The organism is Acidimicrobiales bacterium (assembly GCA_035531755.1).
GTDB lineage: Bacteria > Actinomycetota > Acidimicrobiia > Acidimicrobiales > UBA8190 > DATKSK01.
Genome location: DATKSK010000028.1, coordinates 86,065 through 103,150 on the forward strand (window position 1 = coordinate 86,065; position 17,086 = coordinate 103,150).

The 17,086-nt window shown below is 69.4% G+C and carries 14 protein-coding genes and 1 pseudogene; 7 read left to right on the forward strand and 8 right to left on the reverse strand.

Features of this window, described 5'->3' with window-relative positions; genetic code table 11:
- The first annotated feature begins 7 nt into the window (after positions 1–7).
- Positions 8–1,642: a hypothetical protein gene (locus VMV22_05920; protein ID HUY21859.1), complete on the forward strand. Its 1,635-nt coding sequence runs from the start codon at positions 8–10 to the stop codon at positions 1,640–1,642.
- A gap of 51 nt (positions 1,643–1,693) precedes the next feature.
- Positions 1,694–2,038 (forward strand): hypothetical protein, encoded by a 345-nt coding sequence (locus VMV22_05925; protein ID HUY21860.1) that lies wholly within the window; start codon positions 1,694–1,696, stop codon positions 2,036–2,038.
- Between the two features lie 281 nt (positions 2,039–2,319).
- Here VMV22_05925 and VMV22_05930 read toward each other — a convergent pair.
- Positions 2,320–3,111, reverse strand: a pseudogene (locus VMV22_05930) (IS1 family transposase).
- A gap of 137 nt (positions 3,112–3,248) precedes the next feature.
- Here VMV22_05930 and VMV22_05935 point away from each other — a divergent pair.
- The gene (locus VMV22_05935) at positions 3,249–4,862 is read left to right on the forward strand and encodes an ATP-binding protein (GenBank protein ID HUY21861.1); all 1,614 of its coding nucleotides are present in this window, start codon (positions 3,249–3,251) and stop codon (positions 4,860–4,862) included.
- Here the strand turns inward: VMV22_05935 and VMV22_05940 are convergent.
- A complete protein-coding gene (locus VMV22_05940) occupies positions 4,859–5,014 on the reverse strand; it encodes a hypothetical protein (protein HUY21862.1) in 156 nt (51 codons plus the stop codon). The two genes, VMV22_05935 and VMV22_05940, sit on opposite strands and share 4 nt — an antisense overlap.
- Positions 5,015–5,223: 209 nt before the next feature.
- Here VMV22_05940 and VMV22_05945 point away from each other — a divergent pair, with 209 nt between their 5' ends.
- The 3 genes from VMV22_05945 to VMV22_05955 all read left to right on the forward strand — a co-directional run bounded on the left by VMV22_05945 (position 5,224) and on the right by VMV22_05955 (position 7,496).
- Positions 5,224–5,949: an MBL fold metallo-hydrolase gene (locus tag VMV22_05945; protein ID HUY21863.1), complete on the forward strand. Its 726-nt coding sequence runs from the start codon at positions 5,224–5,226 to the stop codon at positions 5,947–5,949.
- Between the two features lie 219 nt (positions 5,950–6,168).
- A complete protein-coding gene (locus tag VMV22_05950) occupies positions 6,169–6,648 on the forward strand; it encodes a BON domain-containing protein (protein ID HUY21864.1) in 480 nt (159 codons plus the stop codon).
- Entirely contained in the window at positions 6,645–7,496 is an 852-nt protein-coding gene (locus VMV22_05955; protein HUY21865.1) for a universal stress protein, read from the forward strand. Before VMV22_05950 ends, VMV22_05955 begins: the two co-directional genes overlap by 4 nt.
- 176 nt (positions 7,497–7,672) lie before the next feature.
- Here the strand turns inward: VMV22_05955 and VMV22_05960 are convergent, their stop codons facing one another.
- From VMV22_05960 to acs, 6 genes are all read right to left on the reverse strand, one after another.
- Positions 7,673–7,942 carry a hypothetical protein gene (locus tag VMV22_05960; GenBank protein ID HUY21866.1) on the reverse strand — a complete coding sequence of 90 codons (270 nt, stop codon included), beginning with the start codon at positions 7,940–7,942 and terminating at the stop codon, positions 7,673–7,675.
- Positions 7,943–8,046: 104 nt separating this feature from the next.
- Positions 8,047–8,883 (reverse strand): arsenite methyltransferase, encoded by an 837-nt coding sequence (arsM, locus tag VMV22_05965; GenBank protein HUY21867.1) that lies wholly within the window; start codon positions 8,881–8,883, stop codon positions 8,047–8,049.
- A gap of 340 nt (positions 8,884–9,223) precedes the next feature.
- The gene (arsB, locus tag VMV22_05970; protein ID HUY21868.1) at positions 9,224–10,321 is read right to left on the reverse strand and encodes an ACR3 family arsenite efflux transporter; all 1,098 of its coding nucleotides are present in this window, start codon (positions 10,319–10,321) and stop codon (positions 9,224–9,226) included.
- An 80-nt stretch (positions 10,322–10,401) separates the two neighbouring features.
- Positions 10,402–11,349, reverse strand: coding sequence for a TIGR03621 family F420-dependent LLM class oxidoreductase (locus VMV22_05975; GenBank protein HUY21869.1), 948 nt, complete (start codon positions 11,347–11,349; stop codon positions 10,402–10,404).
- Positions 11,350–11,355: 6 nt separating this feature from the next.
- Positions 11,356–11,880: a hypothetical protein gene (locus VMV22_05980; GenBank protein HUY21870.1), complete on the reverse strand. Its 525-nt coding sequence runs from the start codon at positions 11,878–11,880 to the stop codon at positions 11,356–11,358.
- An 18-nt stretch (positions 11,881–11,898) separates the two neighbouring features.
- Positions 11,899–13,869, reverse strand: a complete 1,971-nt coding sequence (acs, locus tag VMV22_05985) for an acetate--CoA ligase (GenBank protein HUY21871.1) — start codon at positions 13,867–13,869, stop codon at positions 11,899–11,901.
- A gap of 156 nt (positions 13,870–14,025) precedes the next feature.
- On the opposite strand from acs, the gene VMV22_05990 reads away from it, so the two are divergent.
- A partial coding sequence (locus VMV22_05990; protein HUY21872.1) for a phosphatidylglycerol lysyltransferase domain-containing protein occupies positions 14,026–17,086 on the forward strand: 3,061 nt, incomplete at its 3' end.

The following is a 17,086-nucleotide window of genomic DNA, read 5'->3' on the forward strand; positions in this document are numbered from 1 at the left end:
GACTGGCATGGGTGAGACGTCCCGACCGATGCGGCACCGGCGTGCGGCGACGGTCGCCGTCGGCCTGCTGGCGGCCACCGCCCTGGCGGCGTGCAGCTCGGGTGCGAAGAGCGGCACCGGCGCGGCGGGCTCGGGCCGCGTGCTGCTCGTGGGGACACTGGCCGGGGTGGCGGGCACGTACACGTCGATCCAGGCGGCGGTCGACGCCGCCCGTCCCGGGGACTGGGTCCTGGTAGGGCCCGGCGACTACCACGAGAACGCCGACGAGGCGCACCCCGTCGCCAACACCGACCACGGGCAGTTCGGCGGCGTCCTGATCACGACGCCGGACATCCATCTGCGGGGAATGAACCGCAACACCGTGGTGGTCGACGGCACGCAGGCGACGGGAACCGCGCCCTGCGCCCCGGAGGCGTCGAAACAGAGCTTCGGTGCGACGCTCCCCGACGGCAGATCCACAGGCCGCAACGGCATCGTGGTCTGGAAGGCGAACGGCGTGAGCATCGAGAACCTCACCGTCTGCAACTTCCTGGGTGGGGCCGCGGCCGCCGGCAACGAGATCTGGTGGAACGGCGGGGCCGACTCGGGTCGCATCGGCCTGCGCGGCTACAGCGGCCGCTACCTGACGGCCACGTCCACGTACTACGGCGGCGAGGTGAGCGCCGCGCAGTACGGGATCTTCTCCTCGAACGCACAGGGACCTGCCACGTGGGACCAGCTCTATGCCAGCAACTTCAACGACTCGGGCATGTACGTCGGCGCCTGTCTCCAGCTGTGCGGCATCACCATCGACCACGCGTGGATGGAGTTCAGCGCCCTCGGGTACTCCGGGACCAATTCCGGCGGCGCCATCGTGATCGAGAACTCCCAGTTCGACAACAACAAAGACGGGCTCGACACCAACACCCAGATCGACGGCGACCCCCCTGCCCCCCAGAACGGCGCCTGCCCGCACGGCGGCACGAGCACCATCACCCACACCCACTCGTGCTGGGTGTTCGTCCACAACACCGTCCACGACAACAACAACCCCGACGTGCCCCAGGCGGGAAGCGCCAGTGCCGGCCCGACGGGCACCGGCATGACCGTCTCGGGCGGGACCAACGACACGGTGATGGACAACACGTTCGTGAACAACGGCGCGTGGGGTGTGCTGTTCGTCCCCTACCCCGACGGCAATCCGCCCGTGCTGGGCCAGACCTGCAGCGGCGCCGGCGGCACCGAGCTGTCGGGGTTCGGGTGCGTCCTCGACGCCAAGGGCGACGCCCTGCTCCACAACACCTTCGTCCACAACGGGTTCTTCGGGAACGAATCCAACGCCGACTTCGGGCAGATCACCATCAACGCCGGCCTGCCCCAGAACTGCTTCTCGGGCAACACCGCCCCCGACGGGAGTGCCCCCGCCGACCTGGAGCAGTTGCAGCCGACGTGCGGCACCACCACGCGCGTGGCGAACACCGGTGGCCCCCTCCTCGGGCAGGTGCTGTGCGACACGGGCTTCGGTGCGTGCCCACCCGGGGCGCGTTACCCCCAACTCGGGACGATCGTGATGCACCCGCTGCCCCCCCATCTTCCGTCGATGCCCGATCCCTGTGCCGGTGTCCCCCACAACCCCTGGTGCCCAGCCGGCAGGTCGTCCTGAGCACGCCGTGACGCGCCGGGGGTCCCGTTCGCCGCCGACCGGGGCACCCTCGTGCCGGTCCTGCGCCGCTGGCGGCCCCTGGTGCTCTTCACCGTGGTGGAGATGGGCGTGCCGTGGTTCGTGCTGTTCCGGGCGGAGCGGCACGTGTCGAGCTCGGTGACGGCGGTGATCGCCACCGTCCCGCTCTTCGGCGCCGTCGTGGCCCGGACGACAGGGTCCCACGGCGTCGACGCCCGGAAGGTCGCTGGGCTCCTGCTCGGAGGTGGGAGCGTCTTCGCCACGCGGCCCGCCACCGGTGGCCGGCGGCGTTGGCGGCGCCACCGGTGGCCGGGCGCTGCCGTCGACCTCACCGCCCCAGGGCGGGCGTCGCACCCACCTGCACGGTCCTGGCGATAGTGGGTAGTGGGTCAGTTTGGGGAACTGTCCCGGCCGTGCCTCTCTTTGGTTGATCGGGAGGCAGTGCGCTGCTGGGCGAAGAAGGCTCTCCAACCCCCTCCCTGACGCAAAATCCGCCACACCGCCCAGTACGTGAGAATCGAAAAGCCGAGGCTGAGAATCGCAACGAAGACCCACACGACCGCCGTCATTGGTCGCTCACCGCGGCCTGGGGGGACGGGCGATTCACCCGATCAGTCAAGCAGAGCGGCGATCTGAAAGGTTGACCATGGGTGAGTCTCGACACCGGCCGCCATGGCGGGGGTGGTGGGGCGCCCGGCCTTCTTGGAGAGCGTCTGGTGGGTCCGGCCGAGGTTGTACCAGGCGAAGTGGAGGCTCATGGCAGCCGCGTGGTTCTCGACCTTCTTGGAGAAGGCGTTGGTGAGCCTGGTGAACCGTCGCATCCCCATCCGCATTGTGAGGTTCTGGCGCTCCACGTAGCTGGTCGAGATGTGCTTGGGGTCGGGTCGACCGGTGATCGTCCGCTTGTCGATGCCGGTGCACTTCGCCGGCGAGTAGCGGGTCTCGACCTGGCTGGATTCGTACATCTTGACGAGCTGGGCGAAGTCGACCCGGTCGGCCCCGAACAGGGGCTCCACGCACTGGAGGTAGGACCCGAGGCCGTCCGTGGTGAGCTGGATTCGGCCTGGGGCCAGCCGGGAGCGCAGGTCGGACAGGAAGTAGTAGCAGTCGCGGCCGGTGCGCTCGCCCACCAGCCAGCTCGGGACGAGCTTCGTGTCGGCGTCGATGGCGGTCCAGGTCCACACGTCCCCGTAGTCGTCGGGGTGGTGCTCCATGACGTGGGCTTCCTTGGCCCCCACGAAGGACCAGATCTCGTCGCACCGGACCCGCTTGATGGGGAGCTTCTGGAAGGCCCCGTCCTGGTACTCCGAACACGCCTCGCCCAGGTCCAGGAGGAGCTTGGTGATCGTGTTCTTGGCCGCTCCGGTGACCCGGACCGTGGACCGGATGCTCATGCCCTCCACCAGGCAGGCGACCACCTGTCCCCTGCGCTCCGTGGAAAGCCTGTTCATACTGACCATTATGCTTGAGTCTTGTGCGAACGTCAACCTCGATTCCACAAATATGTCATACTTCTATCTATGCCGATCCGGCCAGGAGAAGTATGACATATCCCCCGTTCCACTGGTCAAGCACCGACCCCACGCCGATGGTCCTCTCCGACGACGAGTTCGCCGAGATGTTCCCCGGCGAAGGGGACTACATCGAGTTCAAGCAAGGACTCGGCATTGACACCCTCCGCGAGACAGTCACGGCATTCTCCAATGCCGACGGTGGCGTCATCGTCATCGGGGTATCCGATGACGGACAGATCCATGGCCACACCCTCACGGGTGATGCGATAGCCAAGATCCATCGTCTCATCTCTGATGTTCACCAGGCCGGCCGCTACGACATTCGTTCAATACCGGTCGGGGAGAAGTCGGTGACGTTCCTCGCGGTTGATCGTCGCCGAGAAGGATTTGCTCAGGATACGGACGGGGCGGTGCTCCTGCGGCGCGGTGCATCGAATATCCGACTCTTCGGCGCAGAGTTGGGTGCGTTTATGGCGGAGCGTCGCCTGAACCGGTTTGAGGTGACCAAGACCGATGTCACCCTCGACGAGGTGGATACGACGCTCCTTGATCGTCTCGCCGCGGCATGGGGATGGGGGTTGGAAGGACGGACTGATCGCTTGGTCGAACACGGCCTCGCGGAACGGAACCGCGAGGTTGGGCTCACAGTCGCCGGCGCCCTATACCTCCTAGACGATCCCTCGTCGGTCCTCGGCAAGTCGTATATCGAGATCTACCGCTTTCCTGAGGGAGCCCGTGATTACGACAAACGCACGGCGATTCGCGGGCCCCTCAACGTGCAGGTCGAGGACGCCACGAACCAGGTTATGAATGAGCTCGGCGCCGAGCTGGTTGTGCTTGGCTTACGCCGATACGAACTCGATCGAATCCCACGTTCCGTTCTTCGTGAGGCAATCGCGAACGCCGTGGCTCATCGAGACTACGAGAGCACCGGTACGGCGGTCCGCATCGAGATCCGGCCCGACAAGGTTGTGATTATCTCCCCCGGCGGCCTTCCTGAGCCCGTCACGGTCAGCAACATCCGCGAGCAACAGGCAGCTCGCAATCTCGCCACAATCGACACTCTTCGGCGATTTCGACTTGCCGAGGACGCAGGGCGAGGTGTCGATCTAATGGAGGATGACATGCTCGCCAACATGCTCCAGAAACCCATCTTTGAGGACAGCGGCACAGCTGTAACCGTGGATCTGCTGATCGGAAGCTCGGTTGCCCCCGTTGAACGAGCCTGGCTATTGGAGCTGGAACAGCGGGGCGAGGTGTCTCCTCAAGAACGGGTACTCCTCGTACATGCTGCTCGAAATGAATCCCTAACCAATTCATTTGTTAGGGACATTCTCAACGTTGATTCCGTGGACGCATGGAGCTTGCTCCAGCGGTTGAGGGACCGCGACTTCCTGACTCAATCTGGAACCAAGGGAGGAGCGGTGTATCGCCTGGCGGGTGACCTTGCGCCCCCAGCGGGCCTTCGCCTTAGCCCGGAACAGCTAGCCGATCTGATTGAGGAACTAGCGCAGAACATGCCAGTCACCAACGCTCTGGTCCGAAAGCACACGGGCCTTGGTCGAACCGAATCGATCCGCCTACTCAATGACCTCGTCCGGCAAGGACGACTGGTGCAAGTCGGTAGCCGCCGTGGGACTCGGTACGTGCTCCCTGGAGAGGACGAGTCCCAACTCTCGCTGCGCTAGTCCTTGATCCCCCACCGAGCGGCGGCGGCCTTCTTGGCGATCTCCGAACGCTGCTCGGGCGTCAGCTTCTCAGCCCTGGCCTTGCCACCCTTCCGCCCACCTCTGCGGCTCAGCTCCACGGCTGCCGGGTTCTTGCCCTCGTAAGGGTCCACAGGCTCCTCAGAGGTCGCCTGGGCCACCACGGCCGCCGCTCGGCGGTTCACGTCGGCAGGCTTACTTGACCGCTTGGGCATACCACCAGCCTACGGGTCAGGCCCCCGGCGTCAACGGGGCCGGCGAGTCAAACTGACCCACTACCCGATAGTGGGCGCCATGACCCAAGCGAGTAGCTTGGCCTCTGCCTCAGCGAAAGGGAATCGCGATGCAGACCAAGGTCGATGAACTCGCTGACGGTATCTTCAGGATCTCGACGTGGGTCGCCGAGATCGCTCCACCCGCCGGCTTCACCTTCAACCAGTTTCTCATTCGGGCCGAACAGCCCCTCCTCTTCCACACCGGTCCCCGGGCGATGTTCCCGCTGGTCTCTGACGCGGTTGCCAGTGTGCTCCCGGTCCACCAACTTCGCTGGATCACCTTCGGGCATGTAGAGGCTGACGAGTGCGGCTCGATGAATCAGTGGCTGGCAGCTGCCCCTGACGCCGAGGTTGCGCACGGCGTCGTCGGCTGCATGGTGTCGCTGAACGACCTGGCCGACCGACCGCCTCGCGCATTGGCTGACGGGGAGATCCTCGATCTCGGGGGCAAGGTGGTTCGACACGTCGACACGCCCCACGTGCCGCACGGATGGGATGCGCGCGTTCTCTTCGAGGAGACAACCGCAACGCTCTTCTGTGGCGACTTGTTCACTGCCCTCGGCAACGGGCCCGCCGTCACCTCCGACGACGTCGTGGCGCCGGCCATGGAGGCCGAGGCTGTCTTTCGGGCCTCGTGCCTGGCACCTGACACAGCGACAGTGATGCGTCGGTTGGGCGAGCTGTCTCCCCGAAACCTCGCGCTCATGCACGGTTCCTCCTATGCCGGGGACGGAAACCGTGCGCTCTGCGATCTTGCGGGCGCGTACGAGGAGCAATACCTGAGTCCGGCGTGACAGCTCTCTGCGCTCGTCCGGACAGTGCCGCTGGAGCCAGGCGAACCGATACCGGTGGCGCCCGGAGTGCTGACCGCCGGCACGACTGACCTCGCACCCGGCACCGGTGTCCCGGGGGGTCATGGCCATCTGCGGATCACAGTGACCTTCGGCACTGGATCCCCGACGGGCCGCGGCTCACGATTGCATGGGGAGACCAGCCGAACGGAGGTCGAGGCCATGACCCGTAATCGTGTCATCGGGCTGGTGGCGGCGGGGGTCCTGGCCGCCGGAGTGATGCTTCTCGAGACGGTGGCCGGCCGCCGTGTCTCTCGGAGACTGGCTCGTGCTGTCACCCGGTGGGCCCGGTACCAGAGCGGCCAGCTCGAGGGCTTCCGCTACCGCCTCGCCGGCCGCCACCCGGACCCCACCGCGGAAGGGCCCCTGCTGGCGGACCGCGTCCGCTCATCACTGGGTCCTCTCGAGCACCGCCTCGACATCCCCCACCTCCACGTGATGGCCGAGGGTCACGACGTGCTCTTGCACGGGGACGTCGCCTCCGAGGACCAGGTGGGCACCCTCGTCGAGGCGACTCGGCGGGTGCCGGGCGTGGCCGAAGTGCGCTCGCACCTGCATGTCGGGCTCCTCCCCGGCGACACGCGCCCATCGGCGGGGCACGATCATCACGATGCGCCTCTCCCCGCCCGACGCACGCCGTGACCGGCGAAGACCGACGGGTCCTGCTCGCCGCCCTCGACGACACCCCCGCCGCCCATGACGTGCTGATGACTGCCCTGGGGACGGCTCACCTCGTCGGGGCGACGGTGGAGGTGCTCCACGTCGCAGGAGGGCACCACAGCGCGAGAATCGCCGCCGGGGCCGCCGGGGCCGCTGGTGTTCCTCTCCGGGTAGCCCGGGGCGCGGTGGCCGAGACCATCCTGGGTGCCATGGACGATCCGACGGTGGTCGGCGCCGTGGTCGGGACCAGGGCCTTCCGGGGCGGCCCGCGCCCCGCCGGCAGCGTGGCGCGTCGAGTGTTGGCCGGGGCGTCCAAGACGGTCGTCTTCGTCCCCCCGGATCTCCGTCGTCCGACCGCCGACGCCCCCCGACGTCTCCTCGTGCCTCTCGACGGGAGTGCCGAGGCCTCAGCCGGGTTCTTCGAGCTCGAGCGGGAGCTGCGACCCGACGTCGAACGTGAGATCACCGTGCTGCTCACTTTCGACGGGGTCAGGCCGGCGATGCTGGATCACCCCGTGCGAGACATCCCCGAATGGGGGCGCGAGTTCCTGGCCCGCTACTGCCCGGGTGAGCGACGGACCTTTCAGGGAAGGTCGGGAAACCCGGGAGATGCCGTGATCGAGGTCGCCGACGCCACCGGGAGCGAGCTCATCGTTCTCACCTCCAGCGGGAACATCGAGGGCGGCCACGGGGCTGTGGTCCGTGAGGTCCTGACCCGCTCCCGAGTGCCGGTGCTGGTTCTGCCCGTTCCATGCCGGAAGGCGCGGTCGGACGGCACTGCCGTGACCTCCGTGTCGACGACAGACTCACCCTTCGTCACGTTCAACTAGCCGGTGCACGTTGGCACATGCGCGGGCCTTCGGCTCTTTTGCTGCTCGCGGACAGGTGCGACGCTCGCACGACGACCGACCACTGAGCGCCTCCCCCCGAGCGCACAGCAGCGGCTTCGGTGAGGGTCGATGTCTCATCCCCTCACCGAGGCCCGGTCGGCCCCACCGGGGACGGACTACTTCTCGATGTAGACCGTGATCGGGGGCAGGACTCCGTGCCTTTCCATGGCGGACCCCAGTTCAGCGGGCGGTGAGGAGAGGGCCGCCATGACACCCTCCACATCGTCCACGTCGGCGGAAATGGCGACGGCGTTGCTTGCGTCATGCGCCACGTGGTCCACCGCGTTGGCGCCTCCCATGCCACGGATGGCGTCGGCCCGCTCAGCCTTGAACTGCAGCCATGCGTCCACGTCGACGACGCTGTGGGTGATGATCATCTTCGGCATACCATCTCCTTCGAGGAGGCGTCGTCTCCGTACGGCGCCGGATCCCTCTTTATAGCCCGGGCGTGGCTCAGCCACCGGCGCCATGTTGTGGATCCCCCGCGGCGTTACCGGGTCGGCTTGCGTGCTCGGACGAAGGCGCTCATCACGGCCCCGCCCAACTCGGCCACGGTCGCCTCCACGTCGAGAGTCTCCGGGACCTCCACGGAGGCGGACAGGTCATCGGCCATGCGGGCAATGTCGGCAATGTCGAAGACGTGGGTAGGTTCGACCTCGACCTGCGCGAAGCCGGCTTCCTCCAGCCTCTCGCGGTAGTCGGTGTCGAGCAGCGCTCCGGCGACGCAGCCGGTCCAGAGGCCCATGACGTGGTGCACGGGTTCGGGCAGGGCTCGGCGCAAGACGATGTCGGAAATGGCCAATCGCCCACCCGGTTTGAGTACTCGGAACGCCTCGCGGAACACGGCGGGTTTGTCGGTGGACAGGTTCACGACGCAGTTGGAGATGATCACATCCACCGACGCGTCGGGCAACGGAACGGCTTCGATGGTGCCCTGAAGGAACTCGGCGTTGGTCACACCGGCCTCCGCCTGGTTGCTCCGGGCGAGGGCCAACATCTCGGGCGTCATGTCCAGGCCATACGCCTTTCCGGTCGGAGCGACCCGTCGAGCCGACAGGAGCACGTCGATCCCCCCACCGGAGCCGAGATCGAGGACCACCTCGCCCGGATGCAGCTCGGCGAGCAGCGTGGGGTTCCCACAGCCGAGAGACGCCGCCAGAGCGGCATCGGGCAACGCGTCGGCGTCGTCCTGCCCATACAACGTGCGGCCGATGAGACCGGCGGTGGTGCCGGTCGGGCCGCAACACGACGTCCCGACCGCTCGCGCCGCCTCGGCATAGTGCTCGCGCACCGCCGTTCGGACCTCGTCGTCACCCTGTTCGGCCATTTCGACCTCCTCGTCCCGACGGAGATGCGTCGAACCATGGTCGGCGCGGCCTGGCTCGCCTGCTGCTCAGCACCGGGCTCACCGAGTCCCTGTCGGGCTTGCCGTTCTCATCCTGTCGCCCCGACATGCGTGGCGGGCACGGCGTCGTGAGCTGTCTGGCACACACTGCAGCGGATCATGCGTGCCGGAGGCTCGACGTTCACCGTGCGGTTGATCACTGCGGTACGAGTGAGCCAGTGAGGTGAGACACGAGCGTGGTCATGGCAGAGCGCCGCACCACAATCGGCGCACACCGCGACCGCCTGGGTGGAGTGGCTCTGCGAGGCACAGTCGAAGCAGTTCATGAGACGACCTCCTCGGCCCGGTAGAAGCGGCGCTTCGCCCACAGCGCGACGTAGACCAGACCCACCAGCGCCGGGACCTCGATGAGCGGCCCGACGACACCCGCAAGGGCCTGCCCGCTGGTCACCCCGAAGACCCCGATCGCCACCGCGATGGCCAGCTCGAAGTTGTTGCTGGCGGCGGTGAAGGCCAAGGTGGCCGTGGCGGGGTAGGAAAGGTGCATCCGATAGCCAAGGGCGAACGACCCGGCCCACATCAGTGTGAAGTACGCCAGTAACGGCAAGGCGATACGGGCCACGTCGCCGGGGTGCCGGCTGATCGCGTCGCCTTGCAGGGCGAAGAGCAGGACGACCGTGAACAGCAAGCCGTACAGGGCGACCGGCGCGACGCGGGGGATGAAGCGCTGCTCGTACCAGTCCCGGCCCCGGAAGTGCTCTCCGAGGCTGCGGCTCGCCCACCCGGCGGCGAGGGGGACACCGAGGAAGATGAGAACGCTCTTGGCGACCGCCCAGACCGAGACGTGAACGGCGGCGGTGGACAGCCCGAGCCAACTCGGGAGCACGTGCAGGTAGAAATAGGCGAGGGCGGCGAAGGCGACGATCTGGAAGAGGGAGTTCAGAGCCACGAGGACCGCGGCAGCTTCTCGGTCACCCCCGGCGAGGTCGTTCCAGATGAACACCATCGCGATGCAACGGGCGAGCCCGACGATGATGAGGCCGGTGCGATAGGCGGGCAGGTCGGGGAGCATGGACCAGGCCAGGGCGAACATGAGGGCAGGCCCGACCAGCCAGTTCAGGACGAGCGACGGCACCATGAGTCGACGGTTGGAGGTGACCCGGCTCAACTCGCGGTAGCGGACCTTGGCGAGCACGGGGTACATCATCACGAGCAGGCCTATGGCGATCGGCAGGCTGGTGCCGGCGAGTTTCGCCGTCCCGAGCCACGTGTCGAGGTGGGGCAGGAGCCGACCGAGTGCGATTCCCCCCGCCATCGCCGCCGCGATCCACACGGGCAGGAACCGGTCGAGCACGGAGAGCCGACCGAGGACCGGGCCCTGTGGCACAGATCTCGTCGACGCCTCGCCCAGGGAGGTCACATTCACGAGTGTCTATCCATTCCTGCCGGCCGACCAGGGCCGAACGACCCATCAGGCCCGCCGTCCCGGCTGCCGTGCGGTCAGGTGCCGGCCAGGCGTGACACCAGCGGCGCCAACGCCTCCCAGCAGTCGGCCTCGATCGAGAAGTACGACATGCCGTATTCCCGGCGCCGCCACCGGAGCTCCTCGGCCATCTGGTCCAGGGTGCCGATCAGCGCCAGGGGCACGTGCAGCGCGTCGCCGGGGTCGATCCCGAACGTCGGCGCCATGGCGTCGACGACCTTCTGGCGGTCGTCGGTGATCAGGGCGAACCCGATCAGACAATTGAGCTCGATGTCGTCGAAGCGCTCCCCGGCGGCCTCCTTCACCCAGGCGACCTTGCGGCGCGTGGCCTCGGGCGCGGCGTTCGGCGCCGACTCCACGCCCCCCGTGCCCGCCCGCAGGTCGACGTTGATGCTCACGATGTCGGCCCACTTCCCCGCGATGGTGAGCACGCGCCGGCCGCCGCCACCCAGGATCAGCGGGGGCCGTGGGCGCTGCGCGGGCCGCGGGAGCAGGGTGTGCTCGGTGATCGTGTAGTGCTCGCCGGTGAACGAGAACGGCCCGTCCGACTCGAGGAGGCCCGCGACGACGGCGACGCCCTCGGCGAAGCGGTCGACGCGGGTGGCGGGCGGGTCGTAGGCGATGCCCGACTCCTCGTAATCCGTCCGCATCCATCCCGCGCCGAGCCCCAGCTCGAGGCGACCGTCGGACAGCAGGTCGAGGGTGGCGGCCTCCTTCGCCAGCACGAGCGGGTGCCGGTAGTCGTTGTCGAAGACGAGCGCGCCCAGCCGCAACGTCGACGTGGCGTCAGCGGCCGCCATCAGCGCCGGCACGGGCGCCAACTGGTCGCCGAAGTGGTCGGGCATGAGCAGCGACGAATACCCGAGGTCCTCGGCCCTGCGGGCCTGCTCGGCCCAGGAGCGCGCCGTGCCGTCGGGCGCCTTGGAGAGCTGGGCGGCGAACCGGAAGGTGCGGGGATGCGCCATCGGACCTCATTCGTAGTAGCCGGAATGGATGTAGATGCAGGGGATGCCCTCGGCGTGGAACATGTCGCGGTTGCGCGGGTCGTCCTCGAACGCGAGCCGGGGATCGAGGCCGTGCGCCCTGATCTCGGCCACCGCGGCGCGCTTGAACCTCGACACCTGGGAGTAGTCGCCGCGGTCGCGCATCACGAGCACGTCCCAGCGCAGTCGGTAGTGGGCCAGCCAGGCGAGGGTCTGCGGCTGGACGCGCAGGGGGCGCCCGGTGAGCAGGACGATGCGCAGGCCGGGATCGAGGAGCTCGAGCAGGCGGGCCACCTCGCCGACCAGCGGGTCGTCGCCGCAGGCGTCGAAGAAGGCGTCCCAGTCCCGGCGCCCCCATTCCAGGAAGTGCTGCCGGCCGGCCGCGTCCGACAGCACCCCGTCGAGGTCGAACACCACCGTAGGACCGGGCTCGGGGCGCGAGACCCGCCAGCACCAGTTCGGTGGCGTCGTCGGTGTCAGCGCCGGTGCACCGCCGGCCGCGTCCGCGTCCACGTGTCGAGCGGCCCGGGCTCAGTCCTCGCCCGGCTGGGCCGTCGACAGGCGACGGATCTCGTCGACGACCCGCTGGTCGGCGAGCGTCGTCGTGTCGCCCAGGTCGCGACCTTCGGCGACATCGCGCAGCAGGCGCCGCATGATCTTGCCGGAGCGCGTCTTCGGCAGCTCGTCGGTGAAGATCACGGTCCTCGGCCGGGCGATGGGGCCGATGTGCCCGGCGACGTGGGCACGCAGCTCCTCGCCGCGCTCGCCCGTCTGCTCCTGGCCGGACTTCAAGGTCACGAAGGCGATGATCGCCTGCCCCGTGGTGTCGTCCTTCGCGCCCACGACGGCGGCCTCGGCCACCGACGGGTGGTTGACGAGGGAGGACTCCACCTCCGCGGTCGAGATGCGGTGCCCGGACACGTTCATGACGTCGTCGACCCGGCCCAGCAGCCACATGTAGCCGTCGTCGTCGATCTTGGCGCCGTCCCCGGCGAAGTACCGGCCCTCGAAGCGGCTCCAGTAGGTCTGCTTGTAGCGCTCGGGGTCCCCGTACAGCCCGCGCAGCATGGCGGGCCAGGGGCGCGTCAAGGTCAGATAGCCCCCGCCGCGCCCGACTGCGACCCCGGCGTCGTCGACGACCTCGGCCCCGATGCCCGGGAGCGCGAAGGTGGCCGAGCCCGGCTTGCACGTCGTCACCGCGGGCAGCGGCGAGATCATGATGGCGCCGGTCTCGGTCTGCCACCAGGTGTCGACCACCGGGCAGCGGCCGCCGCCGATGTGGCGCCAGTACCAGACCCAGGCCTCGGGGTTGATGGGCTCGCCCACGGAACCGAGCACCCGCAGCGTGGACATGTCGTGGCGCTCGGGGAACTCCGTGCCCCACTTCATGAAGGTGCGGATGGCGGTCGGCGCGCAGTACAGGATCGTGACCCCGTAGCGCTCGATGACGTCCCACCACCGGTCTTTGTCGGGGAAGTCGGGGGTCCCCTCGTACATCACGCTCGTGGCCCCGTTGGCCAGGGGGCCGTAGACGATGTAACTGTGGCCAGTGACCCAGCCGATGTCGGCCGCGCACCAGTAGACGTCACGTTCGGGGTGCAGGTCGAAGACGGCGCGATGGGTGAACGCCACCTGGGTCAGATAGCCGCCCGTCGTGTGCATGATCCCCTTGGGCTTGGCCGTGGTGCCCGACGTGTACAGGAGGTAGAGCAGGTCCTCGGCGTCCATGTGTTCCGGCGGGCACGATGCCCCGGCAGCCCCCATGAGCTCGTCCCACCAGTGGTCGCGGCCCTCGGCCATGGGCGTGGGACCGCCGGCGTCGCCGGTGCGCCGGGCCACCACGACGTGCTCGATCGAGGTCGGGTCGGCTACCGCGACGTCGGCGTTCTCCTTCAGCCTGACCACGCTGCCGCGGCGCCATCCGCCGTCCGCCGTCACGAGCACCTTGGCCTCGGCGTCGTTGATGCGGTCCCGGAGCGCGTCGGGCGAGAACCCGCCGAACACGACCGAGTGGGCAGCCCCGATGCGCGTGCAGGCCAGCATGGCCACCGGCAGCTCGGGGATCATGGGCATGTAGACGGCCACCCGGTCGCCCCGGCGGACGCCGAGGCCCTTCAGCACGTTGGCGAACCGCTCGACATCCGCCAGCAACTCCGCATAGGTGATGGTGCGGGTGTCGCCCGGCTCCCCCTCCCAGTGGAACGCCACGCGCCCGCCGTTGCCGGCGGCGACGTGGCGGTCCAGGCAGTTGACCGACACGTTCAGCGTCCCACCCACGAACCACCGGGCGAAGGGAAGGTCCCACTCGAGCACCGTGTGCCACTCGTCGAACCAGTCCAGGCTGCGCGCCTGCTCGGCCCAGAACGCCTCGACGTCCTGCTCGGCGTGCTCGAAGATCGACCGGTCGGGCACGACCGCCTGGGCGGCGAACCCGTCTGGGGGCGGGAACTGCCGTTCCTCGAGGTAGAAGTCGTCGATGGCGGCCCGGCCGGCGTCCGACATGGCTGGCGATCCCCTCCCGGTGTGGGCTCGGCGACGCGTGGCGCGGCGGCCGGCGGGGCGAGCCTACCCAAGCGGTCGGCGAACCGGCCGTCCCCGGCACGTCGACGGCCGGCGGCGACCGTCGATCTCGGCAGGGCCTGTCAAGATGGGAAGGAAATGGCCGACGGCGCCTCCGAGGCCCCCTCCCGCGTGCCCGGACCTCCGCAGCCGGGCACCGACACCATGGCCATCCCGGTGGGCGTCGGCCGCCGTGTCCTGGTGGCCGCCAATCTCGGGCTGGCGCCGGCGTCCACGGCGGCGACGGCATGGGCGGCGACGGGCCTGGCCCGGGCGCTCGACACCTGGGAGGGCCCGGGCCTGGTGGTGATCGCCGGCAACCTGCTGGAACTCGGCACCGCCCCGGACGGCGACGGGCGCGACCCTGCCGCCGAGGCCCGCCAGGCATTCGATGCCCATCCCCGACTGACCCGGGCCCTCGAGACGTTCGCCGCCGGTGACGATCGCCGGGTGGTGTGCCTTCCCGGCGCCGGTGATCCCGCCGTCGGCGCCGAGGCCCGGGGCGTGGTGGAAGACCTCGGGCTCGAGGTGGCCGCCGCCGCCGAGCTCCGGCTCGAGACGGCGGCCGGGACGCGCGTCGTGCGGGTCGACACCGGGCTCACGGGCGGCCCCGCCCCGGCGGGTGCCGACCCGGCGGCGGGTGCCGACCCGGCGGCGGTCCCTGGAACCCCGGCGGTGCGCAGCGGCCCGGCGCCGCGACGCGCCACGCTCACCTTGGTGCCCGACCCCGCGGCCGAATGGCAGGAGGGGCTCGACCGCCTGGCGGACCCCGCCAGCACGCCGCGTTTTCTCACGTCACGCCTGCTGTACCGCCGCTTCGCCCGCTTCGCGTGGTGGCTGCTCGTGCCGTTCGCGGTGGCCATCGCCCTGCGGATCCCCTTCGTGTACACGGCACTCGACCATCTCGTCTTCGGCCATCCGGCGCCGTCGCGCGCCATCCGGCGGGCCCACGAAGCCGGATGGTTCGCCCGCCTGTTCTTCGCCGCCCTGGTGTGCGTGGCCGAGCTCGTGATCCTGGCCGTGGCGCTGGGCTGGGTCGCCCGCAAGGCGTGGCGGACGCTGGGGGGAGGCGAGCTCCACCGGCTCTTCGACGACTCCCTGTCGGCCGCCGGCGCGACCGCCAACGACGAGGGGCGCGACGCGGCGCGGTCGTTGTGCGGCCACGGGTACGCGGGGCTGGTCACCGGGGCGACGCTGCAGGCCGAGCTCACGCACCTCGGACCGGGGTTCTTCGCCAGTGCCGGTGCCTCCGGGGAGGTCGTCGAAGAGCACCACGGGCGCCTCGGCATGCTCCCGGTGTTCCTCGCCTGCCGGCAGCTGTCCTGGGTGGAGCTCGAGACCGGTGCCGAGCTGCACGCCCGGCTCCTGCTCACCCGCTCGGAGCTGCCCGGCGCCACGCTCCTCGAGCGCGTGGCGGCTCGAGACCGCCAGGTCCACGACACCGTGCCCTCCGTGGTCGCCGCCTACCCCCACGGGGCCTCGTGGCCGCCGGCTCCGGACCTGGGGGCCGTGCGCAGCCGGTCCCGGCGCGTCCGGCGCTGGGCAGCCGCGTCGATCGCCGTCGCCGGGGTGGCCGATCTCCTGACCGCCGTCACCCCCCCGCTGCGGGGCCGGCTCCATCTCGTGCTGCAACTGCTCCCCTTCGGTGCCAGCCAGGCCGCCGGCGCGCTGGTGGCGCTCGTGGGCATCGGCCTCCTGGCGCTGGCGCGCGGCGTGCGCCGAGGCCAACGGCGCGCCTTCGTGATCGCCGTGTGGGCCCTCGCCATCAGCCTGGTCCTGCACCTCGCCCGCGGCGGCGACGTCGAGGAGTCGCTCTTCGCCCTGGCGGTCCTCGGGTTCCTGGTCGTCAACCGGCGCCAGTTCCCCGCGGCCTCCGACCGCCCGGCCTTGCGCTCGGCGCTGATCGCCCTCGTCGGTGGGGTCGTCGGCATCACCGCCGTCACGACGGTGCTCGTGGAGATCACGCTGCATTTCGACCACGACCGGCCCCGCATCCCGCTGTGGCGCGCCGGCCAGGCGGTGCTGGAACGCCTCGTCGGGATCCGGGGCGTGCGCCTCCCCGACCGGCTCGACGACTTCCTGTCGCCCAGCCTGCTCGCCATCGGCGTCAGCCTGGCCCTGGTGGCCGTCCTGCTGGCCACCCGTCCACTGGTCGACCGGCGCCGGTCGGCGGGCAAGGCGGCCGAGGCCCGCGCCCGCGACATCGTGCGCCGCCACGGGGCGGGCACGCTGGACTACTTCGCGCTGCGTAGCGACAAGCAGTGGTTCTTCCACCGGGACTCGCTCGTCGCCTACGCCATCTACAGCGGCATCTGCCTGGTGTCACCCGATCCCATCGGGCCCACGGCCGAGCAGGAACAGGTGTGGGGGGCGTTCCGGCGCTTCGCCGACGACAGGGGCTGGGTCGTCACCGTGATGGGAGCGAGCGAGCACTGGCTTCCCATCTACCGGGCCACCGGGATGCACGACATCTACATCGGCGACGAAGCGGTGGTCGACGTGCAGGAATTCTCGTTGGCGGGCGGGCACATGAAAGGGCTGCGCCAGGCCTACAACCGCATCGCCAAGTACGGGTACACCGTGTCGTTCCACGACCCCGGCCACCTCGACCGCCAGACGGCGGGGCAGCTCGAAGGGCTCATGTCCCAAGGCCGGCGGGGCGAGTTCGAGCGGGGCTTCTCGATGGTCCTCGGCCGCATCTTCGATCCCCGCGACGAGAACCTCATCCTGTGCATGGTGACGGGGCCCGACGGCTGTCCCGCCGCCATGTGCCAGTTCGTCCCGGCCCGGGGTATCGGCGGCTACTCGCTCGACCTGATGCGGCGCGACCGGGGCGAGCACCCCAACGGACTGATCGACTTCGCGCTCGTGTCCACCATCGAGCACCTTCGCAATCTCGGCTGCCAGGGCGTCAGCCTCAACTTCGCGGCGTTGCGGTCGGTGCTCGAGGGCGTGGGCGGAGACGGACCCACCCAGCGGGTGGAGCGATGGGCGCTCAAGAAGATGTCGAGCTTCCTGCAGATCGAGACGCTGTGGCGATTCAACGCGAAGTACGGGCCCGAGTGGCTCCCTCGCTACGTCGTGTACGACGCCGCCGAGCACCTCGTCCCCGTGGTGCTGGCCATCTTGCGGGCCGAGTCGCTGTCCGAGGTCCCCGTGA